Consider the following 20,730-nt stretch of genomic DNA (forward strand, 5'->3'; position numbering starts at 1 on the left):
AAACGCTGAAGCGAGCTTCAGCGTTTTTTGATACCTTCTAACAGCCAGCGGGATTTAAAACGAAAATCGGTTAACAGTTCTTCTTCATTCCAGTGATTTACTAGCATATCAGTCAACGAATCGATTACTAACTTCATTGAAAAATATAAAAAACTGATTTGTTCTTCCAACGTCGGCATTAAAAAATCATTTTTTTTCAAGAGATCCGACCAGGCATCGACGCCATGGTTTATTTTTGGTCGGTAAGAAAAGAGATGGCTATTTTCAGCTAAGAGAACTAGTTGCCGATAACGATCAGACTGAGAATCTAAGTTGACATAAAGCAATAAAAAAGTCTCGATTCCTTGAAAAAAATCACCTTCTTGCCGAGTCATATATTCAATGATTTCACCATGAATTTGTCCAGCATAAAAATGGATCAGATAATCATAAGCGTCATTCAAATCCTCAAAATATTTATAAAAAATTCCTCGAGACATTTGTAAAGCCGTGACGATTTCACTGACTTTTACCTGACTGACGGGCTTTTTATAAAAAACTGCTAACAGGATATCACGAATCTCTGCTTGCCGGGTTGCGGGAAGATTTTGGAATGTTTTTTTCGGCATCTAAGCACCTCCTAAAGAATCACTGATTCTCTTTTAGTATAGCACATGAGCAAACTCGGTGACAAAATGTCACTGAAAGTGTATGCTATTTTTTGAAAGGGTGAGTGAAATGTTTTTAGCTTGGAAAGAAATCCGCTATGCGAAATTGAGATATGGATTGATCGTGGGGATTATGATTCTCGTAGGTTACGTGGTCTTCATGTTATCAGGATTAGCCAATGGCTTAGCTGACGGGAATCGCATGGCGATTGACGATTGGCAGGCCTCAAAAATAATTTTGTCGGAGGACAGTAATAAAATCGCTAGTGCGTCACAGTTGCAAAAAAGTGATCTAGAGCGGGTCACTGCTAAAGAAAAAGCTGGGATAGGGATCTATGCCACTGCCATTGAACAAAAGAGTGGCGGAGAGAAAACGAATGTTTCCATTTTTGGGACAGAAAATAATCGCTTTGTCGTGCCTAAGTTGATTAAAGGACGGTTATATAAAGAAAGCAACGAAGCTATCGTTTCAGAAAATCTTTTAGCGGAAGGCTATAAATTGAATCAACAAATAAGAATTAGTGATCAAACGTTAAAGATCGTTGGCGTGACAAAAGCAACGACCTATACGTTAGCCCCCGTGATTTATTTGAATCCTACAGCTTTTAAAACATCAAAGTATGGCGCACAGCCTAGCGAAAATGAGCCAATCAATCTAATAGTGACAAAGGGCAAAACAACCGTAGATAATCCTACTGGACAAACGAAGTTAGAGAAACTGATGCCTGAGACCTTTATTGAAAATATCCCGGGATATACGCCAGAAAAATTGACCTTAAATACAATGATTTATTTCTTATTTGTTGTTGTGACAGCAATCATCGGGATCTTCATGTATGTCATCACCTTACAGAAAACAGCCATTTTTGGTGTGATGAAGGCTCAAGGAGTCGCAACTAGTTATTTGGTTCGTTCAATTTTAGCCCAGGCTTTTCTTGTCGGTGTGATCGGCGTTGGTGCGGCTCTTGGGTTAAGTATCCTGACTAGTTTGATTCTGCCAAGTGCGATGCCTTTTGCGGTGCACGGTATGGAATGGGCGCTTTATAGTGTGATTTTAGTAGTTGTTGCGATGGTGGGCGGATTGTTCTCGATGCGGACCGTTACCAAAGTCGATCCAGTTACAGCGATTGGAGGGGAATAGAATGAGTGATATTTTACAGATGAAAAATATTGTGAAGAAATTTGGGCAAGGACACACGGAAGTAACAGCATTAAAAAACATCCAATTCGCAGTTGCCGCAGGAGAATTTGTAAGTGTTATTGGCCCATCCGGTTCAGGCAAAAGTACTTTTTTGACAATTGCAGGTGGCTTGCAGACACCGACAGATGGAACGATAACGATCAATGGGACTGATTTTGGAAAGATGTCTGAAAAAGAACGTTCAAAAGCGCGGTTCAAGGAGATTGGCTTTATCTTACAAAGTTCCAATTTGATTCCCTTTTTGAAAGTTCAAGAACAATTTCAACTAGTTGAAAAAATCGAAAAAGAAAAAAATACGGCCAAGATTGAAGACTTGTTGAAGTCATTAGATATTTGGGAGTTGCGAGAGCAATTTCCTAAAGCCCTATCCGGTGGCGAACGCCAGCGTGTGGCGATTGCCCGTTCACTATTCAATGATCCTCAGTTGATCTTGGCCGATGAGCCGACTGCTAGTTTGGATTCTGAGCACGCTTTTGATGTAGTGAAGCTTCTGGCGAAAGAAGCTCATGAGCGTAACAAAGCGATTGTCATGGTCACCCACGATGAGCGGATGACACAGTGGAGTGACAAGGTTTATCAAATGAAAGACGGGAAACTGATGTTGAAAGAATAGTTGCTAATTCCGCCATTTCCTGTGTATGATAGTCAAGTTGAGATATTAGGAAAGCAGGGAATGTATGGATATTTATTTAAAAAAAGCAGCACTTCACATTGTTGATCGGGAATCAGGCGATCCAATCTATAGTCAAAGTGAATTAGATCTAACAAAAGAATACGTACGGGAATATTTGACAAAAAAAATTCAAAAATTATCTTCCCCTCAAACTAAAACGGGGACCTTAGCAGAAGACTCCACGTTTGCGTTACTGAGCCAGCAAGCGGAGCATGACTTCTTAGCCGCTAGCGAGAAAATTGTCCAGCGCTGGTATGACGCCTACAAAGAAAGTGAAGAGGCGCCTAGTGCAGATGCCTTTGTCGTCTTATACGAAGAAGATACTCAGCTGTATGTAGCATTTTTGAAAGTGAATTACCATGAAGGTTACACCCATATCGTTGATTCAGATGAGAACGGCTTGAAAAATGAATTGATCATTCATCGGGCCTTATTATCTAACAAAAGCCAAAAAGCCGATGAGGGAATTGTGGTAAATTTAAGCAACTTGAGCTACGAATTGATTGAAAAAAAATATCCTTTCTCCGGAGAAAAACGCTTGTATTTTTCAACTCAGGTGATCGAGAGTCGGCCGGCGCCTTCTTTAGAAGAAAATGTTCGCGTAATCAAGAAAGTCGCTGAAAAAATCGGCGCCAAATTTGAAAATCAAAAGCATGATGTGATTGCCGATGTAAAAGAAGCCGTTTATGATGTAGTAGAAGAAAGCGGACAGATCGATGCCAAGGTCGTGGCACAAAAAGTCTTTAAAGACAATGTCTCGGCACAGCTGGCTTTTCAAGAAGAGGTCGTTGAAAAAGGCTATGTCGATCAAGCGCCACTGTTGCGAGATGCACGGGAAATCACTGAGAAGAAGTACGGCAAACAAAAGCTGAAACTGTCGAATGGAATCGAAATGATTGTCCCGTTGGAGGTTTATCGCAATCCTGAGTTGATTGAGTTTATTAATAATCCTGATGGAACGATTTCGGTGACAATCAAAAATGTTGATGAAGTCATCAATCGCTTGTAATCAATAAAAGCAGACGGAGGAACACGATGGAGGAGTATCAAAAGTTTTTTCGAATCGGTCAATATACTGATTCTGAGGCGATGACTGGCTGTACCGTAATTTTGTGTGAGGATGGCGTGACGGGTGGGGTTTCGGTACGCGGAGGATCACCGAATACGCGAGATACCGACGCTTTGAAGTCAGAAAATAATCGGCGGTTCGTGCATGGTGTGACCTTATCCGGCGGCAGTGCCTTTGGTTTAGCGGCGAATGCCGGGGTGGTTGATTTTTTAGAGAAAAATAAGATTGGCCGCGATATGGGGATCACCTTTATTCCCAATGTTGTAGGTGCCAGCCTATTCGATTTACGCATGGGGCGTTCGGATGTTCGTCCCGATTATCAAGCCGGGTATCAAGCCTGCCAAGCGGCTTTTGCCGGACAAGTATTTCAAGCCGGAAATTTTGGCGCTGGTACGGGGTGTAGTGTCGGCACGATTAATGGACCGCAAAACGCCATGAAAGGCGGCATTGGACTCCAGACGATGCGTCACGGCAATCTATGGGTGACAGCGGTCATCGCGGTCAATGCGGTAGGAGATGTCTATGACGAAACGGTGGGGGAGATAATTGCCGGAGCCCGTAAAGTAGGAGAAAAGCGAATCGGTTTTTCAGAAGAAATATTTCTGGAGCATTACCAAAATGAAGCCGCGTTGTTTGACGGCAATACCGTGATTGGTTGCGTCATGACCAATGCGACCTTTCCGAAGGCCAAGATGAACAAATTAGCAGATCTTAGTCACAACGGAATTGCCCGGGCGATCCGACCATCCCATACCACCTATGATGGCGATACGCTGTTTGTGTTAGGTGCCAACGAAATTGAAGCCAGCTTCGAGGCAGTATCAATTCTAGCCGTGGAAGCCGTTCGTCAGGCCATTGTCAAAGGTACAAAAGCAGCAACTACTTACGGTGATTATTTAGCTTATCATGATAGTCAATCAAAAGAATAAGGTATTATTGAGCCGCCCCCAAAAAAGTTGGATTTTGAGGAGCGGCTTAAATTTGTAGTTATAATTTTGAAATTTTAGCTGACTAATAAAAAATGACCAGCTAAAGTTCGGCTGGTCATTGGGGAAGTTTATTCGACACGGGGTTCAGATTCTAAATTATCACTAATTTTCTCTGTTTGATTGCTAACCGCATTTTTTGCTCGATTTGTTTGTTTAGAAGCAAATTTTCCAGTTGTTTGAGCTGCACTGGTGACTTTTTCTTGAACTGTTTCACTATCTTCTTCGTATTCTTCGCGAGTTTTTATATCTACGACATTCACATTAACTTCAATGACATCTAAGTGGGTCATGTGGTCAACTTCTTCAGAAATCAATTTTTTCATTTGATCGTATATATCTTCAATATCTTTACCATATTCAACGACGACATCCATATCTACGGCGACTTGCTTTTTACCAACCTCTGTACTGATACCTGCTGTCACGTCATCATTATTAACTAGCTTATCTTTGATATTAGAGAAAAATCCGCCGTCAACAGTTAACAAGCCATCCACGTTTTCTAAAGCGATACCGATAATTTTTTGAATAACTTTGTCCTCATAAGTTAACTCACCTTTAACAGCCTTTTTTGGTTCAGTTGGTTTGATTGTTGTGTTGTTGTCCATAATTAAGTTCTCCTCCTGTTGTGTATTAAATAGTGTTAACCTTTTTTATACTAAAAAGGTTAGTTCCAATGATGGGGTCGAAAATTATTTCTTTAAATAGTCGTCTAAAATGTGATTGTTTTTAAGATAGATCCCTAGTGCTACCCCAATAACGGTGATCAAAATGAGTAAAATGGTTTTAAAAAAGCCGATGGTAAAGAATAGCACAGCCAAGATAAAACCGAGGATACCGAAGATCACAGGTAGTTTGTCTCGTGTTAAAAATTCTTGCATCGCTGTTCCTCCTATTCTACTCGCGGCCGATCTACGATTGTTTCCGTTGGTGTTTTTCGTGATTCAAGAGATTGAAATTTCACTTTGATTGAAACTTGCTCCTTTGCTCCTAATAAATCTTGGAGTAAAGCTTCAACATTTTGAGCCCAGAGATCAGTTCTACCGACTAGATCTGATGTTTTTTTCAGTTGTCCACGAACATGGACTCTGATTCTATTTTTTGTTGCGGCTACATTGACCTTCGGACTATCCATAAAATCTTTTTGGTTAATACTCGTACGGACGTATCCTTCAATTGCACGTTTATCCAAAGATAATTGACCACGATTGTCTTTCAAAATGAACTTAGTTACTCGTTTTGGATAAAATAGAACCATCAAAATAACGATTACTATTAAGATTGCCAAAACGATAGCTGCCCAGAAAAGATAAAGTTGAGCATATTCATTTGTTAACACAAACCGTTGTATATCACTTAAATCTAATGGATTTGAGGGAACTAAATAGTAGATTGCTGCGACGGATAGAAAGACAGAAAGCAAAACTAATGAAAAAATAATAAGAATGATTTTAAGCAGTTTATTCATAAGACACCTCCTTAGATCAAAAAAAATAATTTATTTATATTTTAATGATAAAATGTTCCTCTGTTTTTGTAAAAAGATATGACTTGTGTTTATCTAAAAAAATTGTGAGAAAAAAGATGATAAAGTGGAGATAAGGGATATACGAGCCATTCATGGTGGTCAACGGATAAAAAAATCAGATGCATGCGTTTGGTAGAATTGATATTGATGAAGTAAGTTTATGGATTGGCAAAATTATTTCAGATTTGGATTCGGTAAAATTTGATTAATTAAAGAAATAGCTGAAATAAATACAAGTTTTATTGTTTGATATCGGGACGGATTTGCGATATCAGCTGGAAGTAAAAACGTGATTCTTGAACAAGAAGAATTGACGAAAGTTGAAAATATGATTAATTAGTATCAGATTCAATTACTAGCCATCGAGAAATTCATTTTCTCAGGAGGCTATCCTGTAGCCAATGGAATGCAAACTACTTGCATCGTAATTGTAAGGCGGAAAGGGAAGGATACGTAGTTGGTCGTTTCAAATGAAAAAATCAATCTGATCGCATATAAACTTATTAATTGTTTGTTAGATCTATTTTTTGTACTCGTTCGGTTTGCAAATCATACTTATGGTGTAGCCTTTTTTTATGAACGAGCTGGAAGAGTATTGTTACTGGCAAGGGACTTTTTCTTCGATTTAAAGATTCAAAGCCAGGTAACTCAACAGTTTTATCCATTTTTTATTGTTGAGTTAGTTATAATATCGAATCGGTGTGTTGATAACTAAGCTACCTGCAGCTTATTGTAATGCTGTCGACTGATTTTTGAAATCATAATTACATTTAGCTATTAAAAACGCCCCTAAGTAAGATTTTTAGATCTAACTTAAGGGTGTGCTTCATTTTGACATATTCTTTAGTTTTAACGTAATTTAACTTTTTATAATAGACGATTAGTGATCCTTCCATTTGCGATAACGGCGATAGAGACTTTCCAGTACTAAAAAAAGAATCGACAAAGCAGCTACGGAATAACCAAAGATTCCCAAATCAGAAATCAAAGTATCACCAGTTGGTGAGGTTTGAACCAAGATAGAGGAACCGATGACCAACGCTGAAAGAATCAAACCAATGACTAAGCGATTAACCATTGCTTCGGCTCGTTCCAATAAAGTCCGCTGGTTTTTTAATTCAAGGTTTAGTTTGCCTTTACCTTTGGCAAAAGTGTCTAGAACGTTTAGTGCATGACTGGAAAGTTTGGGTAAGGCTTTTAATGTCGATAAATAATCTAGGCCGGTTTCCTGCAGCTCATTTTTCAAATTCAGCTGTTGAATAAAATATTTTTGGGCAAATGGAGCGACTACTTCAAATAAGGAGAGATCCGGATTAAGATCTTCAATCACGCCTTCTAATGTACCAAAGGCTTTGATCAGCATCGTTACGGAATCATCAATCTGTAAATTATTATCGTGGCAGATGATGACGACTTGTGAAAAGACTTTCTGCAAATCGATTTCTTTGACGGGCAAGTTCAAATAACGGTTTAAGAAATCATCTAACTCATCGGTAAATTTTTCTTCTTCGAAACTACCAATTTGTTTACAGATCGCATGGACAGCATTGGTGATTCGCTGATTGTCTTTACTGTAAATCGCGATGATGACATTGCTCATTTTTGCCTGCATCTCACGATTGATCGTCCCCATCATGCCAAAATCAATAAAGTTCAGGCGGAATGGCCGTAGTTTTTCATTTTTGCCATAGCTGATTTCATAAGGGAAGGCACCCACTTTTCCTTGTTTAGTCTTAGTTTTCAAGGGCTGATCTTGTTGATTTTCGCTGGGACTCAGTAGTTGCAATAAAATATTGCCGGGATGCGGATCAGCATGAAAAAAGCCATCTTCAAAGACTTCTTTCATAAAATGATCGATCAACAACTCACTGACAGTTCTTTTAAGTTCTTTGTAGCTGAGGTCTGCTTGAACGATTTGATCGTCTGGGGCATTGATCAAACCTTTTAGATTTGTTCCAGGCATTAATTCCATGACGATCACTTTTTTGGCTGAATAGGCCGGTTCCATCTTAGGGACTCGAATTTCTTTCCAGCCATTGTTTAGTCGATAAAACTCTTCTGCCAGGCTGAGTTCTTTCTGGAAATCCAATTCATTTTGTAAGGATTCACGAATTTCTTTCAAAATATTTTTAAGATCAATTACTTTACTTTCAGGCACCCAATTGGCGATTGGCAAGGCTTTTTCAAATAAAGATAGATCTAATTCAATTTCTGCTGCGATGCCAGGATGCTGGACCTTGACGACAACGGCTTGCTCATTTTTTAGACGGGCATGGTGCGCTTGAGCAATCGAAGCCGAAGCAAAGGGCTGTTCGTCAAAGCTTGCGAATAATTCAGTTAATGGTAGTCCCAGCTGTTCTTCAACAAGTTTCTTAACTGATGCAAAGTCATCGGTTTTTACGTCATCTTGCAGCTTACGCAGTTCTTTTGTGAAAGCTAAGGTAAAAATATCGGTTCTGACCGACATCATTTGTCCGACTTTGATGAAGGTCGGGCCCAATTCTTCAAAGGCTTTCCGGACATTTTCTGGCTCTTTTTGCTGAGTGATATTTTTGACGACGTTATAGTGATTGATGATTTTGATGATTTGCCGCAAACGGGCCGTCTTAGATTGTTCCTTCATTACGTCCACCGCCTCTCAGTTCTATCTTACAAAAGATTTTTACTGGATACAAATAAACCTCTGCTTCTAAACGGAAGCAGAGGTTTATTTCATTAATGATTTGTTATAACCTGAATCATTTGCATGATACAATAAGTGATTCCGGCAGCAATCACCGGTCCGGCAGCAATTCCTTTTAGAAAAACAACGCCCATGATCGTACCGAAAACTAAAGCAACGGTGACTTCCGGCGATTGATTGATCAGTCCGACCCCTTTAGACGATAAGACGGCAACCAATACACCGCATAAAGTCGCGACCCAACCAAGCGGGGATTTTAATGTATTCAACAGGTCCTTTAAAACGATGTCACCGGTCGCAATGGGTACCAAGATCGTCGCTGAAATCAAGGTGACGCCCCAATTGATTCCTTGCTTATTTAAGATCGACAAAAATTTGTCTGAGTGAGGAATTAATTTTAAAATGAGGATTGCAATCGTCGCGATCAATAAGCTTTGATTTTTAGCGAGGAAGGCAATCAATAAAATGACACCTAAAAAAAGCCAACTTTCCATCTTTTCACTCCTATATATACTCGTATAGTCAGTTAGATTTCCACATCATCCTTACTATACAAGATAATGCTACAAGTTGCGACTTTTTTCCGTGGCAACTTTAAGGTAAGCTAGGAATAAGCCAGTTTTGTTGTTGAGCAGGAAAGGCCCGAATAAAAGTATGAGATGATAAAGTAGCAGTAAAGTAAAATATTATCTTACGAGTGGGCCATCGTTAATTAAGCATAGAGAGAGGAGCAGAAAATGAAGATTGGATTACGAACAATCAAAACGGCGGTAGCAGCCCCCATCGCCTTGTTAATTGCCAGTGGTTTGAATTTAGCATCGCCGACTTCAGCGGCGATCATCACGATTTTGACAGTAACCAATACAAAACGTTCAACTGCCAAAACAGCACTGAATCGTTTGTTCTCGCTGACGTTAGCGACCGTACTTGCAGGCTTTTGTTTTTTACTCTTTGGCTTTCATCCAATTAGCTTTGGTTTGTATTTGTTGCTATTTATCCCATTGTCGATTTATTTTGATTTAGCGGATGGAATTTCAGTCAGCTCAGTTCTAGTGACCCATTACTTAGCGGCAGGCGCGATGCCGCTGCAGCTGATTGTCAATGAATATTTGTTGTTGGTAATTGGGGTCGCCTGTGCCTTAGCCGCCAATCTTTATATGCCGAACACTGAGAAGAAAATCCAAGAAGATCAATTGGTGGTGGAAGTCTCAATGAAGCAGATCCTAGGCCAGATGTCGGCTTATTTGAACCAGCCGGATAAGGAAGAGCTGCTGCGGCAAGAGTGTCTGACTTTGCGAGAATTTGTTCGAGCAGCGCAAGTTCAAGCACAGGAATTTGAAGAGAATCGTTTCTTTCCAGGAAATAACTATTATTTTGAATATTTTGCGATGCGGCGTCTGCAATTAAATGTTTTATCCGATATGTTAGAAATTTTGAATCGATTGACTGCGGCGCCCGAGGATGTTGGTGAATTACGCGAGTTGCTGGAATTTACCGCCCAAACATTGTCCGAAGAAAATGACGGGTCGGCAATTTTAAACAAAATCGCCGAGACCAATCAACGATATCAGCAAAAAAAATTACCGGAAAGTCGTCAAGCTTTCGAAGAACGAGCAATGCTGTTTCAATTGTTTCGTTTATTTCAAGATTTTATTGAGATTAAAGCAGGCTTTAGCCGGAAGAAATAATGGACAAATCAGTCTTTTGCCCTATGCAAAGGAATGAAAGTTTCTTTATGCTGAGGGAAAGAATTTAGGAGGGAAAAATGAAAAAGATAATTATCGGGGTGGTTTTAGTAGGGGTGGCATTGGTTAGTATGAGCAGTCTAGTGTTCCATCACCAGATCAACAATGAAACCTTTTCGACTGGCAAGACAGTAAAAAAATTAAGCGTGGACGATCGCAATATGCCGCTAGAAGTTGTGGGTGTTTCAAGCAATTATACTAAGATCCATTACTCAAAAGGCCGAGGAATAAAATATCGAATTAAGCAGACAAGTGATAGTTTGAGGCTGGAACGGCAAAAAAGTTTCGGTTTTAATTTCGACTTTTTCAATTTTGGTAATAACAATGCCAAAGTAACGATTGAAATTCCTAAAACAGATTTGAAGGAGTTGCAGTTGGAAACAACCAACGGAAAAATTTCAGCAAAAAACCTGACGCTGGAAAATCTCGATTTAGAAACAACCAACAGCAAACTGACGGTTCATGATGTTACAGCGCAGACAATTGATGCTGAAACGACTAACGGTAAAGTTGACTTGTCTCAGCTGACTTTTTCTGAGGGTTCTTTTGAAACGAGTAACAGCAAAATGAATTTGGCACATTTAACGTTTAAAGAGGGCGACTTCCAAACTTCTAATGGTAAAATCAACCTTCTTGACTTAAAACCATCCGACGCTCTTTCACTTAAAACTAGTAATGCGAAAGTAAATGGAACGATCATTGGTGATCGTGAGGACTTTTCAATGGAAACTAAAACCAGTAATGGTTCTAATAATCTAGGAAATCATACTAGCGGATCAAAGGAATTAGAAGTTCGGACGAGTAACGGTGATATTGAAATCGTATTTGTGGATTAGTCGATAAAACTAGAGATAGAAAAACTCTTCAGCAAGAGCTGAAGAGTTATTTTTTGTGTAAAAAATTCGTCTTGCGTTGAAAGCGCCAAACTAAGAAGGTTTCTGAAATAGCTAAATAAAGGAATAAACCAGAAATAATCAAAACGGCGTTATTACCTAAAGTTCGATAGGCAAAAACGGAGACGATGGCCCCGGCGATAAACGACAAAACAACTAAAAGAAAGTGGACAAAACGTGTTTGGGCAGCTGGATCTCTAGTGCTTAAATAATCATATAGATTGGTTGCGACACCTTTTAGATTTCCTGTGGTGAATAAATTAGTATAGGTCAACCCATTGATCTTATCAAAAGCAATCCACTGAAGCGCCGCAGTGAAGGCAATCATGATCGTAATGATGGCCGGATGCGGCTGTAAGAAGGGCAAACTGATGATAAAAAAGATTGCAGCCTCAAAATAAAGCAGAAATAAGCGCCAAAAATGTTGTTCTTTTCTTTTAAAGTAATCAATCAGAAATTTTGCTAATAGAATACCAATAAAAAAGAATAGGGTCGAAAGTAATTTTTTCCCAACCATGCTCCATTGTCGTTCATAAGCTTGGATAATTGCTAAAATCAAATTTCCGGTCTGAGCCGAAGCAAAGGCTTCATAACGGATATAGGTGAAACTATCAAGCATCCCACCAATGAAAGTCAGCAACAAACCAACTGAACGATTCTCATGAAAACTATTATTCATCTGTAACTCAACTCTTTTCGCTGACTATCTTACCACATTTTTTCAGAAAGCTGATAATCAGTTTCAAGATTATTTTTTACGTAGTAAATAAATCGCAGTGATCATGTTGACTAGACCTAACCCCAACCAAATCATAGAACTGGAATCCATTCCGGTTTGTGGTAAAAGTCTGTTAGCTTTTAGCGGTTCATTTTTTGTCAGGTCAGATGTCTCACTATTTTTGGCTAAAGATACAATTTTCTTTTTAAGCGTAACATCTTTTAGATTTTTTCCGGACGATTCTTGTAAATGACTAGTGATCCCACTGGTTGTTTCTTCAGTATTGTTTTCACTCGGTTTGCCAAGGAATGAATCTTTTGATCCGGTACTATCGCTTGAATTTGACGAACTATCTGAGCTTGAGTCAGTCTGACTGGTAGAGCTAGAAGAAGACGAACTATCTGAGCTTGAGTCAGTCTGACTGGTAGAGCTGGAAGAAGACGAACTATCCGAGCTTGAGTCAGTCTGACTGGTAGAGCTAGAAGAAGACGAACTATCCGAGCTTGAGTCAGTCTGACTGGTAGAGCTAGAAGAAGACGAACTATCCGAGTTTGAGTCAGTCTGACTGGTAGAGCTAGAAGAAGATGAACTATCTGAGCTTGAGTCAGTCTGACTGGTAGAGCTGGAAGAAGACGAACTGTCTGAGCTCGAATCTGTTGGGCTAGTAGACTCTTTTTTTATGACAAATGTGATCGTTTCCCCCTCTTCACTATTAATATCAGGGCCTATAATAATAAATTTCACGGGGATCGTATCACCGATTTTAGCAGTTGATGAAATTGAGAGCGTAACATCTTCAGCAGCTTGAGTATCACTGATTTTTTCAAAATGATTATTAGAAACTTGGACGACTCCATTGTACTTTCCATCATCTAATTTAAGCTGGGTCGCTGGATAGTCGGTAATTTTTCCGCCATAATAATTAAACTCCACATGTAATTGTAATTGCTGACCAGGAGTGACTTCAACAACGCCGGAATTGATATTTTTTCCATCTAAGGTTACATTTATATAACTTATTTCAATTCCCCTTGTTACGGAATTGTTTGCTGCAGCACTGGCTGTGATTGGAATTAGCAATAAAAAGACAATGAAGTAATAAACAGATTTTCTCATTATTTTCCTCCTTAAATAGACTATTGAGAATTATAACGCGAAAAAATGTCAGTTACCGCCAGTTTTTCAGTCAGACAAACCAAATAGTTGAAAGGAAGAAAGTAGCGTGTTTACAAAGGAAATCTATTGGCAGTTACAGTTGGTCATGTTTTTAGATCAAAAGGACGATTGGTGTAGTGGCACTGAATTAGCAAAAATGAGCGGTTTAAGTATCAACACGGTCCAAAAATATCTGGATCGTTTGCAAGAACTTGCAAATGAATTTTCAGATGTAACCTTAGAAAAGCATCATAAGTATGGCATAAGGCTCAGCCGTAAGCCGGATTTTCCGTTACAGCGTCTGTTACGAGAAATTATTCGCCAAAGCTCAGGGGTCTCATTTATTGAAGAATTGCTGCTTCATGGAAAGATTGATGCGCGAACTTTTTGCGAAAAAAACTATATCAGCTTATCGACATTTCGAAGAAGATCAGCCATTTTAGAAGAACAACTGAAACCATTGGGGTTAGAATTAGCAACAGATTCGCCGTTGCGGATGATCGGTCCAGAACATCAAATTCGCTATCTTTTCTTTCAGTATCTGTGGACAATTTACCGAGGAATCAAAGAGCTACCTTGGGAGATCGAGGAGCGGATGGCTTATCCGATTGAACAACTGTCAGATCTTTTCACAGTGAAATTCACTAATGTTCAGCGTAGTCAGCTAGGAGTGTTGCTATTTGTTTTTGAACATCGGATAAAAAGCGACCCCACTAATAGTGAGATGTGGGAACCCATGCTCAAAGCACCATCCTTATTTAGTCATTGGTCTTTAAGCGATTGGGGAATGTTTTTGTTCTTTTTGAAAATTTTTCCTATATTTTGGAATCTGGAGGATAGTAATTCTTTCGTAAAAATTCCCCCTCAAATCCAGCAGCGTGTTGCTACTCAAAGCAGACAATGGCAGCAGTTGTTTGAGCACGATTTTACTGTTGTGATCGAAGGAAAAGGGGAGTTTGCTAACAAGCTTGAACACCTCTTTTTATTCAATAATTATTTAATAGAAGTCCAATCGTTGACGGGGCTTTTTCCAATTGTTGATGAAGAATATTTGCAAACGATTGTTCCCCAGTATATGGCTCTTTTTTCAAAATTTATTCAAAATGTAAGAAATAAGATCGATGATCGCAATCCCCGAGTAACGGAATTATTCTCGTTGTTATTGTCTAATACAATAGTGCCCTATCTGTCTTATCGACCGGTTGTCAAATTTTTCTTATTATCAGACTTAGGACAGACTTTTGAAGCGATGCAAAAAGAATTACTGATTGCAGGCCTAAGTAGCGACTATCAAGTGACATTTGTCCAATCAGAAGCGGAGGCAGACTTGATCTTATCCAATATGCCGACCCATTATAGTAAATCGTTGCAGATTTGTTCGACCATTAATGCCCGCGATTTGCGATTGATTCGCCAGGCATTGAAAAGCAGCAGTAACTGAAAACGTACATGAAGTTTTCATAAGAAAATTTTAAAACTTTCCTTTTTTTAAAACGGTAAAGCAGATGTTGGGGCATTTACCCAGTGGTATTATTCGTATTTTGATGATGCTTATTCGATGTGCTCAAAAAAAAGCTTTGTAATAGTTGTATTATGCGAATGATAACTAAAAATGGTTGTGAATAGCAAGATGTCTGCTAGGTGCTATCTTTTTCGGTGGAATGTGTTAGAATGAAAATGCTTTTTATCCTGTGAACGTGAAGGGAATTGAGAACATACCATGCCTGTAAAAAAAAGGACACCATGGTTAGAGGCGTTATACGCGGCAATGCCGCTTTGTTTGAGTTATATTCCGGTTGGCTTAGCCTGTGGCATGTTGCTGCAAAAAGCGGGATTTAACATTATATTAACGACCTTGCTTTCGATGCTAGTTTTTTCAGGAGGCGCGCAATTTTTAGTCGTCTCAATGATCAGTGTTCATGCATCGTTTGTGTCCACAATCTTAATGGTCTTTTTCTTGGAACTGCGTTATGCATTATTAGGTTCCAGTTTGTCGCAATTTTTTAAAAAAGAGAAACGTTCATTTATCGCGCTGTTTTCTCAATCGATGAATGACGAAAATTATGCAGTCAATTATTTGAAATATTCCACCGACCCTGATTGGAATCGAAAAAAAGCTTTGTTTGTCAACTGGTTTTCAATGGCTTCTTGGACAGCTAGTACGATCTTAGGGAATATTTTCGGTTCAGTGATTCATGTGGATACGGAACTGGTTCATTTTGCTTTGACGGCCATGTTTATTTTTATGTTCATGATGCAGTTGAATAACGGTCTTTTATTGTTTGCCGGCTTATTATCTGGAGGATTGGCAGTGGTCTTTATGCTGATTTTTAAAAATACTTTTGGCTTGATCCTAGCTACTTTATTGGCTTCTTTTACCGGCTACCTGATCGAACGCCTAAGTAAAACGATCAATACAGATAATGATGGACCGGATCATTATGATTTAACGGGTGAGGAGGTTCATCATGAGTAATACTCATTTATTATTATTGATTCTCTGCCTCTTTTGTGCCTCGTATTTGCCGCGGCTCTTCCCAATGCTGTATTTTTCGCAGCGGCAAGTTCCGCAATGGTTCAGTGATTGGATGAAATTTGTGCCAATCTCATTGTTTGCGGCATTAGTCTTTAAGGATGTTTTTATTAGCGACAATCAGTTTGATCTGATCGGAAATGTCCGGATCATCGCGATGTTTTTGGTTGCGGGAGTTGCTTATAAAACGCGTTCAATGGCAATTTCAGTACTTACGGGTTTAGCTGCCGTCTTTTTATTGTCAATGATTTAAAAAACGAGACACTCCCAAGTGGGCGGTCTCGTTTTTTTGTTAGTTTTGATATTCAGCAATCGGACGATAAGTTAGAATCTGCATTTTCCGATAAAATTCAGCTGGTAGATGTTTCCATGATTCAAATAACTTATGAAAAAAGCCATCCTCGGCATTAATTTTGTATTCATTTAGTAAAAGGCCAAATGATTTCTTTGGCTGTTCTTTGATTAGTTTTTCATAGACCTCAGTTGCTTCAGCTTGATCGTCTGCCACAAAGAGGGTATTGACTTCAACGTAGGCGCCTTCAATGTTTTGTGTTTCCTCAACAAAGTACACGGATTTTGTAATCTTTTGTTCTTCCATCACGGGTCATCCTTTCTTTAAGTTACCCCTAGCTTACAAAAGAAATATTAACTAATAGTGAATTATTTCGCCTTTTGCGTCATTTAATTATGAATTTTTTAGGTCATTTGGCAAAAATATTATAAATTTACTTCCTTTATTGGGAGAGCTCTTGACTTTAATCGTCCCTGCGTGTAGTTGAACGATCTGTTTTGCTAAAGCTAAGCCTAAGCCATTGCCTTTGGTCTTGCGACTGGTATCACTTTGATAAAATTTATCAAAGATTCGACTAATGACCTCCGGGGTCATGCCTGCTCCTTCATCGCTGATGGTAATCAAGTCTCCAGTTGGTTGGGAAGTTAAAGTGACTTGGATGCGACCGTTTTTTTGACTATATTTAATGGCATTATCCATCAGATTTAACCAAACTTGGTAAAGAAATTCCTCATTGCCATAATAAGAGGTTCGAGGTAAAAAAAGATCTAGTATTAAATTTAGCTGCTCCCATTTTGGCTGTAGAAATAAGATGACTTCACGAATTTGTTCATCCAGTCGAAAGGTTTGAAAATCTAAGCCTAAGCCTTGATTTTCCAGCTTGCTCAATTTCAAAATATTATCGGTTAAATGGGTTAGTTGCTGGGTACCATCCAGCATGCGTTCTAAATAGATTTGTCGTTCTTCTAGCGGCAAGGCGTCATTTTGGAGAAGTTGAACGTAGCCTTTGATCGTTGCAATCGGTGTTTTAAATTCGTGAGAGACGGTCGAGACAAAATCATTACGCAAAGTTTCGATGCTGCTGAGTTCCTTGACCATCAGATTAAAATCATGGTAAAGCTCGGCCACATCTTCCATCTGCTGCTGTTCTTTTAGTTGGACGGTGAAGTCGCCCTTAGCGACGCTGCTCATGGCTTGCCGCAGATCACCGATTGGCTGCAAAATGCGTTTGCCGACAAAAACAGACAAAGCCGCACCGATGACTAGACTTAAAAAGATAATAAAATAAAAGGGAAAAAGATGCCCCTCCCGTTCTGGCGACAGCAGCCGAAAATGATTAACTATGACCAGCAGGCCGACAAAAACGAATAGTACAATCACCATCAATAAAAAAGTGATGGCAACGAAGTACATCCATAATTGGGGAAATAATTTTTTTCTCACGAGTGAATGACCACCTTATAGCCTAACCCTCGAATCGTTTCAATCGAGAAATCAGGATTATTTTCTAATCGATTCCGTAATCGTTTGATATGGACATCGATCGTCCGTTCGTCGGTATCTGAATCCAAACCCCAAATCTCATCCATCAACTGTTGTCGAGTAAAAATTTTATTGGGGTAAGCTAGCAATTTATATAAAAGTAAAAATTCTTTTTGCGGCAAAGTCTCCGTTTGTTCGGGGGTTTTGATTTGATAAGTTTCTTGACTGAGTTGGGTACTTCCCACGATGAGTTCTTTTGTATGAACAATCTGAGCGCGCCGCAGGAGAGCTTCGACTCGCAAGAGCATTTCATTCACATCAATTGGTTTGACCATGTAATCATCGACACCAATCGTAAACCCACGCTTCTTATCTTCAAAGGAATCCTTCGCAGTGATAAATAAAATCGGTAGATTATAGCCAGCTTCGCGCAGACTCTCCGCTAATTCATAACCATCCATGTCCGGCATCATGATGTCACTGATGATCAGATCAATGAACTGTTTATCTAAAATTTCTAAGGCTTCAACGCCATTTGCGGCAGTAAACACGTCGAAGTGTTCATTTTTTAAAGCCGATTGATAAAGGATTGATAAGTTTTCGTCATCTTCAACGATAAGTATTCGATTCATTTGCGTTGTCCTCCTTTTTGCTCAATACTCAATAATAATAGCAAATTACTGTGAACCTACTATGAATTGTTGTTCATTTTGAGTTAATAATGCCATGCTATCTTGTTAAAGTAAACTAAGAGAAAAAGGGTGACACAATGTTAGAGTTAAAAGACATCAAAAAATACTACCATGTCGGCGATACTACAACTAAAGCATTAGATGGAGTATCGGTGGCGTTTCGCCGCCAAGAATTCGTTGCAATCCTAGGGGCCAGCGGATCAGGAAAAACAACGATGCTGAATGTAATCGGTGGTTTAGACAATTATGATTCCGGTGATCTAGTGATCGATGGAACCTCGACGAAAACTTTTAAAGATGCGGATTGGGATGCGTATCGCAACAATTCCATTGGTTTTGTTTTTCAAAGTTATAACCTGATTAGCCATTTAGGAATCATTGATAATGTTGAACTGGGCATGACTTTGAGTGGGGTCTCAAAAGAAGAAAAGCAAAAGCGGGCTGAGGATGCTTTACGACGGGTCGGCTTAGCTGAGCATATGCATAAAAAGCCGAATCAGCTTTCCGGTGGACAAATGCAGCGGGTCGCGATTGCAAGGGCGTTAGCGAATGATCCAGACATCTTACTTTGTGATGAGCCGACCGGGGCACTGGATACCGAAACCAGCGTTCAAATCATGAACTTGATCCAAGAATTATCGAAAGAAAAATTAGTCATCATGGTGACGCACAATCCTGAGTTAGCAACGAAATATGCGGATCGGACGATTCGTTTTTCAGATGGTCGTATCATGGATGATTCCCATCCCCACATTGAGGGGAAAAAGGGGGAAGAATTCAAACTAAAACGCACGAAAATGAAATTCATGACCGCGTTGAAACTATCCTTTAATAATTTGCGCACGAAAAAAGGTCGAACGCTTTTGACCGCTTTTGCTTCCAGTATTGGAATTATTAGTATTGGAATCGTACTTTCCTTATCCAGTGGATTCCAAAAGCAAATCGACACGACTCAAGCAGAAGCGATGGCAAAATATCCGATTACCATCTCAAAGATAACCACTGATCAAACGGCTAATCGAAACCAAGCACTGGGTTCAGATAAGGCCAGCAATTCAAGCGAAAAAAATAAAAATGAAATTGTCGCAAAAATCAGTGATGAGGATAAAGCGCAACACACCAATAAAATCGATCAAAAGTATGTGGACTATATCAACGATATTAATCCGCAGTTAAGTAATAATATTGGTTTCACTCGTGTAGTTGGGATGAATCTTCTCCGAGATGTAAACGGTGAAGTAAAACCAATCAAATTATCCAATGAAGCACCTGACAGCGGCCCTTCTATGATGAATGCCATGTCCAGTATGCCTGGTATGGGCGTCTCTTCTTTTCCAACGCAATTAGACAAAAATTCTGGCAGCTTCCTTGAAGACAATTATAAATTACTGTCAGGAGCTTATCCGAAAGCTGATACGGATGTAGTATTGATCGTGGATGCGAATAACAGTACGAACATCAACTCTCTGAAAAACTTAGGTTTTGAGGTCAAAGACGGCGAAAAATTGAATTTTGCTAAAATCGTTGGAACCGAATTTAAATTAATCAACAACGATGAGTATTACACCAAGATCCCAACGGGTAATTTTATTCCTAATAATGATTACCAAGCAATGTACGATAAAGCCAATAATGATACTTTGAAGATCTCAGGGATCTTACGCGTAAAAGAATCGTCAACGATGAATCTGTTAGCCCCCGGGATCGCTTATAGCAATGAATTAACTGCTAAAATCGTCAAAGAAAATGAAAATTCTGAGATTGTTAAAGCACAACGCGCAACAGATACCAATGTTATGACGAATGAAAAATTGGATGATGCGACGAAGGACAGTACTCTTGCGTATTTAGGTGGTGAAAGCCTGCCAAGCAGTATTATGATCTATCCTAATAATTATAAAGACAAAGATAAAATCTTAAATTATCTGGATGACTACAACCAAGGGAAGAAAAAAGCCGATAAAATCATTTATACCGATCTAGCGGGAACGATGACTGAATTAACGGGTGGTTTGATGGATGCCATCACTTATGTATTAGTAGCCTTTGCCGGTATTTCATTGGTGACTAGTATGATCATGATCGGGATTATCACGTATACCTCAGTGATTGAACGGACCAAAGAAATCGGAGTCCTAAAAGCTTTGGGGGCCCGGAAAAAAGATATTACCCGTGTGTTTGATGCTGAAACGTTTATTCTCGGTGTCGCTTCAGGGACATTGGGGATTGCGATCGCTTATCTGGCGACTTTCCCAATCAATGCCATTTTATATAATATGACAGAATTGAAAAATGTTGCTCAATTAAATCCGGTTCATGGAGTTATTTTGATCATCGTTTCAACTGTTTTAACGATGATTGGCGGACATATCCCAGCGAGAATGGCAGCCAAAAAAGATGCAGCAATCGCATTAAGAGCAGAATAAAAAA

21 protein-coding genes are annotated in these 20,730 nt (G+C 39.3%); 10 read left to right on the top strand and 11 right to left on the bottom strand.

All coding sequences use genetic code 11. From position 1 onward, the window contains the following. Positions 1-17 precede the first annotated feature (17 nt). Positions 18-608, bottom strand: coding sequence for a TetR/AcrR family transcriptional regulator (locus tag EP1_RS10205; protein ID WP_067627085.1), 591 nt, complete (start codon positions 606-608; stop codon positions 18-20). A 109-nt stretch (positions 609-717) separates the two neighbouring features. On the opposite strand from EP1_RS10205, the gene EP1_RS10210 reads away from it, so the two are divergent. The 4 genes from EP1_RS10210 to EP1_RS10225 all read left to right on the top strand — a co-directional run bounded on the left by EP1_RS10210 (position 718) and on the right by EP1_RS10225 (position 4,519). Further along, on the top strand, positions 718-1,788 hold the full coding sequence (locus EP1_RS10210) for an ABC transporter permease (protein ID WP_067627087.1): 1,071 nt from the start codon (positions 718-720) through the stop codon (positions 1,786-1,788). A 1-nt stretch (position 1,789) separates the two neighbouring features. Further along, on the top strand, positions 1,790-2,461 hold the full coding sequence (locus EP1_RS10215; RefSeq protein ID WP_067627089.1) for an ABC transporter ATP-binding protein: 672 nt from the start codon (positions 1,790-1,792) through the stop codon (positions 2,459-2,461). A 64-nt stretch (positions 2,462-2,525) separates the two neighbouring features. Continuing rightward, positions 2,526-3,530 (top strand): nucleoid-associated protein, encoded by a 1,005-nt coding sequence (locus tag EP1_RS10220; RefSeq protein ID WP_067627092.1) that lies wholly within the window; start codon positions 2,526-2,528, stop codon positions 3,528-3,530. Between the two features lie 26 nt (positions 3,531-3,556). Next, positions 3,557-4,519 (top strand): P1 family peptidase, encoded by a 963-nt coding sequence (locus EP1_RS10225; RefSeq protein ID WP_067627094.1) that lies wholly within the window; start codon positions 3,557-3,559, stop codon positions 4,517-4,519. Between the two features lie 128 nt (positions 4,520-4,647). On the opposite strand, the gene EP1_RS10230 is transcribed toward EP1_RS10225, so the two are convergent. From EP1_RS10230 to EP1_RS10255, 5 genes are all read right to left on the bottom strand, one after another. Then, complete coding sequence (locus tag EP1_RS10230) at positions 4,648-5,187, bottom strand: Asp23/Gls24 family envelope stress response protein (RefSeq protein ID WP_067627096.1); 540 nt, start codon at positions 5,185-5,187, stop codon at positions 4,648-4,650. Positions 5,188-5,271: 84 nt separating this feature from the next. Further along, positions 5,272-5,460: a DUF2273 domain-containing protein gene (locus EP1_RS10235; protein ID WP_067627098.1), complete on the bottom strand. Its 189-nt coding sequence runs from the start codon at positions 5,458-5,460 to the stop codon at positions 5,272-5,274. 11 nt (positions 5,461-5,471) lie between these two features. Continuing rightward, a complete protein-coding gene (gene amaP, locus EP1_RS10240; RefSeq protein WP_067627101.1) occupies positions 5,472-6,047 on the bottom strand; it encodes an alkaline shock response membrane anchor protein AmaP in 576 nt (191 codons plus the stop codon). A gap of 940 nt (positions 6,048-6,987) precedes the next feature. Next, positions 6,988-8,730, bottom strand: coding sequence for an ABC1 kinase family protein (locus EP1_RS10250; RefSeq protein ID WP_067627103.1), 1,743 nt, complete (start codon positions 8,728-8,730; stop codon positions 6,988-6,990). Between the two features lie 92 nt (positions 8,731-8,822). Further along, positions 8,823-9,284 carry a DUF441 domain-containing protein gene (locus tag EP1_RS10255; RefSeq protein ID WP_067627106.1) on the bottom strand — a complete coding sequence of 154 codons (462 nt, stop codon included), beginning with the start codon at positions 9,282-9,284 and terminating at the stop codon, positions 8,823-8,825. Positions 9,285-9,527: 243 nt separating this feature from the next. Between EP1_RS10255 and EP1_RS10260 the strand changes: the two genes are divergently transcribed. Both EP1_RS10260 and EP1_RS10265 read left to right on the top strand, forming a co-directional pair. Continuing rightward, on the top strand, positions 9,528-10,478 hold the full coding sequence (locus EP1_RS10260; RefSeq protein ID WP_067627108.1) for an aromatic acid exporter family protein: 951 nt from the start codon (positions 9,528-9,530) through the stop codon (positions 10,476-10,478). A gap of 77 nt (positions 10,479-10,555) precedes the next feature. After that, a complete protein-coding gene (locus tag EP1_RS10265; RefSeq protein ID WP_067627110.1) occupies positions 10,556-11,371 on the top strand; it encodes a DUF4097 family beta strand repeat-containing protein in 816 nt (271 codons plus the stop codon). 46 nt (positions 11,372-11,417) lie between these two features. On the opposite strand, the gene EP1_RS10270 is transcribed toward EP1_RS10265, so the two are convergent. Next, complete coding sequence (locus EP1_RS10270; protein ID WP_067627112.1) at positions 11,418-12,107, bottom strand: YoaK family protein; 690 nt, start codon at positions 12,105-12,107, stop codon at positions 11,418-11,420. Between the two features lie 69 nt (positions 12,108-12,176). Next, the gene (locus EP1_RS10275) at positions 12,177-13,262 is read right to left on the bottom strand and encodes an LPXTG cell wall anchor domain-containing protein (RefSeq protein ID WP_067627114.1); all 1,086 of its coding nucleotides are present in this window, start codon (positions 13,260-13,262) and stop codon (positions 12,177-12,179) included. 106 nt (positions 13,263-13,368) lie between these two features. Here EP1_RS10275 and EP1_RS10280 point away from each other — a divergent pair, with 106 nt between their 5' ends. The 3 genes from EP1_RS10280 to EP1_RS10290 all read left to right on the top strand — a co-directional run bounded on the left by EP1_RS10280 (position 13,369) and on the right by EP1_RS10290 (position 16,087). Then, a complete protein-coding gene (locus tag EP1_RS10280; RefSeq protein ID WP_067627116.1) occupies positions 13,369-14,742 on the top strand; it encodes an AcpB/EbpR/MafR family transcriptional regulator in 1,374 nt (457 codons plus the stop codon). 279 nt (positions 14,743-15,021) lie between these two features. Further along, positions 15,022-15,777 (top strand): AzlC family ABC transporter permease, encoded by a 756-nt coding sequence (locus tag EP1_RS10285; RefSeq protein ID WP_067627119.1) that lies wholly within the window; start codon positions 15,022-15,024, stop codon positions 15,775-15,777. After that, positions 15,770-16,087, top strand: coding sequence for an AzlD domain-containing protein (locus EP1_RS10290; protein WP_067627121.1), 318 nt, complete (start codon positions 15,770-15,772; stop codon positions 16,085-16,087). Before EP1_RS10285 ends, EP1_RS10290 begins: the two co-directional genes overlap by 8 nt. A 39-nt stretch (positions 16,088-16,126) precedes the next feature. Here EP1_RS10290 and EP1_RS10295 read toward each other — a convergent pair whose 3' ends face one another. The 3 genes from EP1_RS10295 to EP1_RS10305 form a co-directional block, all read right to left on the bottom strand. Further along, on the bottom strand, positions 16,127-16,432 hold the full coding sequence (locus tag EP1_RS10295; RefSeq protein WP_067627123.1) for a hypothetical protein: 306 nt from the start codon (positions 16,430-16,432) through the stop codon (positions 16,127-16,129). An 87-nt stretch (positions 16,433-16,519) separates the two neighbouring features. Further along, the gene (locus EP1_RS10300; RefSeq protein ID WP_067627125.1) at positions 16,520-17,569 is read right to left on the bottom strand and encodes a sensor histidine kinase; all 1,050 of its coding nucleotides are present in this window, start codon (positions 17,567-17,569) and stop codon (positions 16,520-16,522) included. Then, complete coding sequence (locus tag EP1_RS10305; protein WP_067627128.1) at positions 17,566-18,240, bottom strand: response regulator transcription factor; 675 nt, start codon at positions 18,238-18,240, stop codon at positions 17,566-17,568. Before EP1_RS10305 ends, EP1_RS10300 begins: the two co-directional genes overlap by 4 nt. Positions 18,241-18,377: 137 nt before the next feature. Between EP1_RS10305 and EP1_RS10310 the strand changes: the two genes are divergently transcribed. Next, entirely contained in the window at positions 18,378-20,726 is a 2,349-nt protein-coding gene (locus tag EP1_RS10310; RefSeq protein WP_067627130.1) for an ABC transporter ATP-binding protein/permease, read from the top strand. Positions 20,727-20,730: the final 4 nt, after the last annotated feature.

This window comes from Enterococcus pseudoavium NBRC 100491 (genome assembly GCF_001544295.1).
In the GTDB taxonomy this organism is placed as follows: domain Bacteria; phylum Bacillota; class Bacilli; order Lactobacillales; family Enterococcaceae; genus Enterococcus_A; species Enterococcus_A pseudoavium.

Bases quoted from the DNA above. Each gene is read 5' to 3' on its own strand.
- EP1_RS10235 (WP_067627098.1), bottom strand. From the start codon at position 5,460: ATGCAAGAATTTTTAACACGAGACAAACTACCTGTGATCTTCGGTATC.
- EP1_RS10220 (WP_067627092.1), top strand. From the start codon at position 2,526: ATGGATATTTATTTAAAAAAAGCAGCACTTCACATTGTTGATCGGGAA.
- EP1_RS10285 (WP_067627119.1), top strand. From the start codon at position 15,022: ATGCCTGTAAAAAAAAGGACACCATGGTTAGAGGCGTTATACGCGGCA.
- EP1_RS10295 (WP_067627123.1), bottom strand. From the start codon at position 16,432: ATGGAAGAACAAAAGATTACAAAATCCGTGTACTTTGTTGAGGAAACA.
- EP1_RS10225 (WP_067627094.1), top strand. From the start codon at position 3,557: ATGGAGGAGTATCAAAAGTTTTTTCGAATCGGTCAATATACTGATTCT.
- EP1_RS10310 (WP_067627130.1), top strand. From the start codon at position 18,378: ATGTTAGAGTTAAAAGACATCAAAAAATACTACCATGTCGGCGATACT.
- EP1_RS10270 (WP_067627112.1), bottom strand. From the start codon at position 12,107: ATGAATAATAGTTTTCATGAGAATCGTTCAGTTGGTTTGTTGCTGACT.
- EP1_RS10215 (WP_067627089.1), top strand. From the start codon at position 1,790: ATGAGTGATATTTTACAGATGAAAAATATTGTGAAGAAATTTGGGCAA.
- EP1_RS10305 (WP_067627128.1), bottom strand. From the start codon at position 18,240: ATGAATCGAATACTTATCGTTGAAGATGACGAAAACTTATCAATCCTT.
- EP1_RS10205 (WP_067627085.1), bottom strand. From the start codon at position 608: ATGCCGAAAAAAACATTCCAAAATCTTCCCGCAACCCGGCAAGCAGAG.
- EP1_RS10265 (WP_067627110.1), top strand. From the start codon at position 10,556: ATGAAAAAGATAATTATCGGGGTGGTTTTAGTAGGGGTGGCATTGGTT.
- EP1_RS10260 (WP_067627108.1), top strand. From the start codon at position 9,528: ATGAAGATTGGATTACGAACAATCAAAACGGCGGTAGCAGCCCCCATC.
- EP1_RS10290 (WP_067627121.1), top strand. From the start codon at position 15,770: ATGAGTAATACTCATTTATTATTATTGATTCTCTGCCTCTTTTGTGCC.
- amaP (WP_067627101.1), bottom strand. From the start codon at position 6,047: ATGAATAAACTGCTTAAAATCATTCTTATTATTTTTTCATTAGTTTTG.
- EP1_RS10210 (WP_067627087.1), top strand. From the start codon at position 718: ATGTTTTTAGCTTGGAAAGAAATCCGCTATGCGAAATTGAGATATGGA.
- EP1_RS10250 (WP_067627103.1), bottom strand. From the start codon at position 8,730: ATGAAGGAACAATCTAAGACGGCCCGTTTGCGGCAAATCATCAAAATC.
- EP1_RS10230 (WP_067627096.1), bottom strand. From the start codon at position 5,187: ATGGACAACAACACAACAATCAAACCAACTGAACCAAAAAAGGCTGTT.
- EP1_RS10275 (WP_067627114.1), bottom strand. From the start codon at position 13,262: ATGAGAAAATCTGTTTATTACTTCATTGTCTTTTTATTGCTAATTCCA.
- EP1_RS10255 (WP_067627106.1), bottom strand. From the start codon at position 9,284: ATGGAAAGTTGGCTTTTTTTAGGTGTCATTTTATTGATTGCCTTCCTC.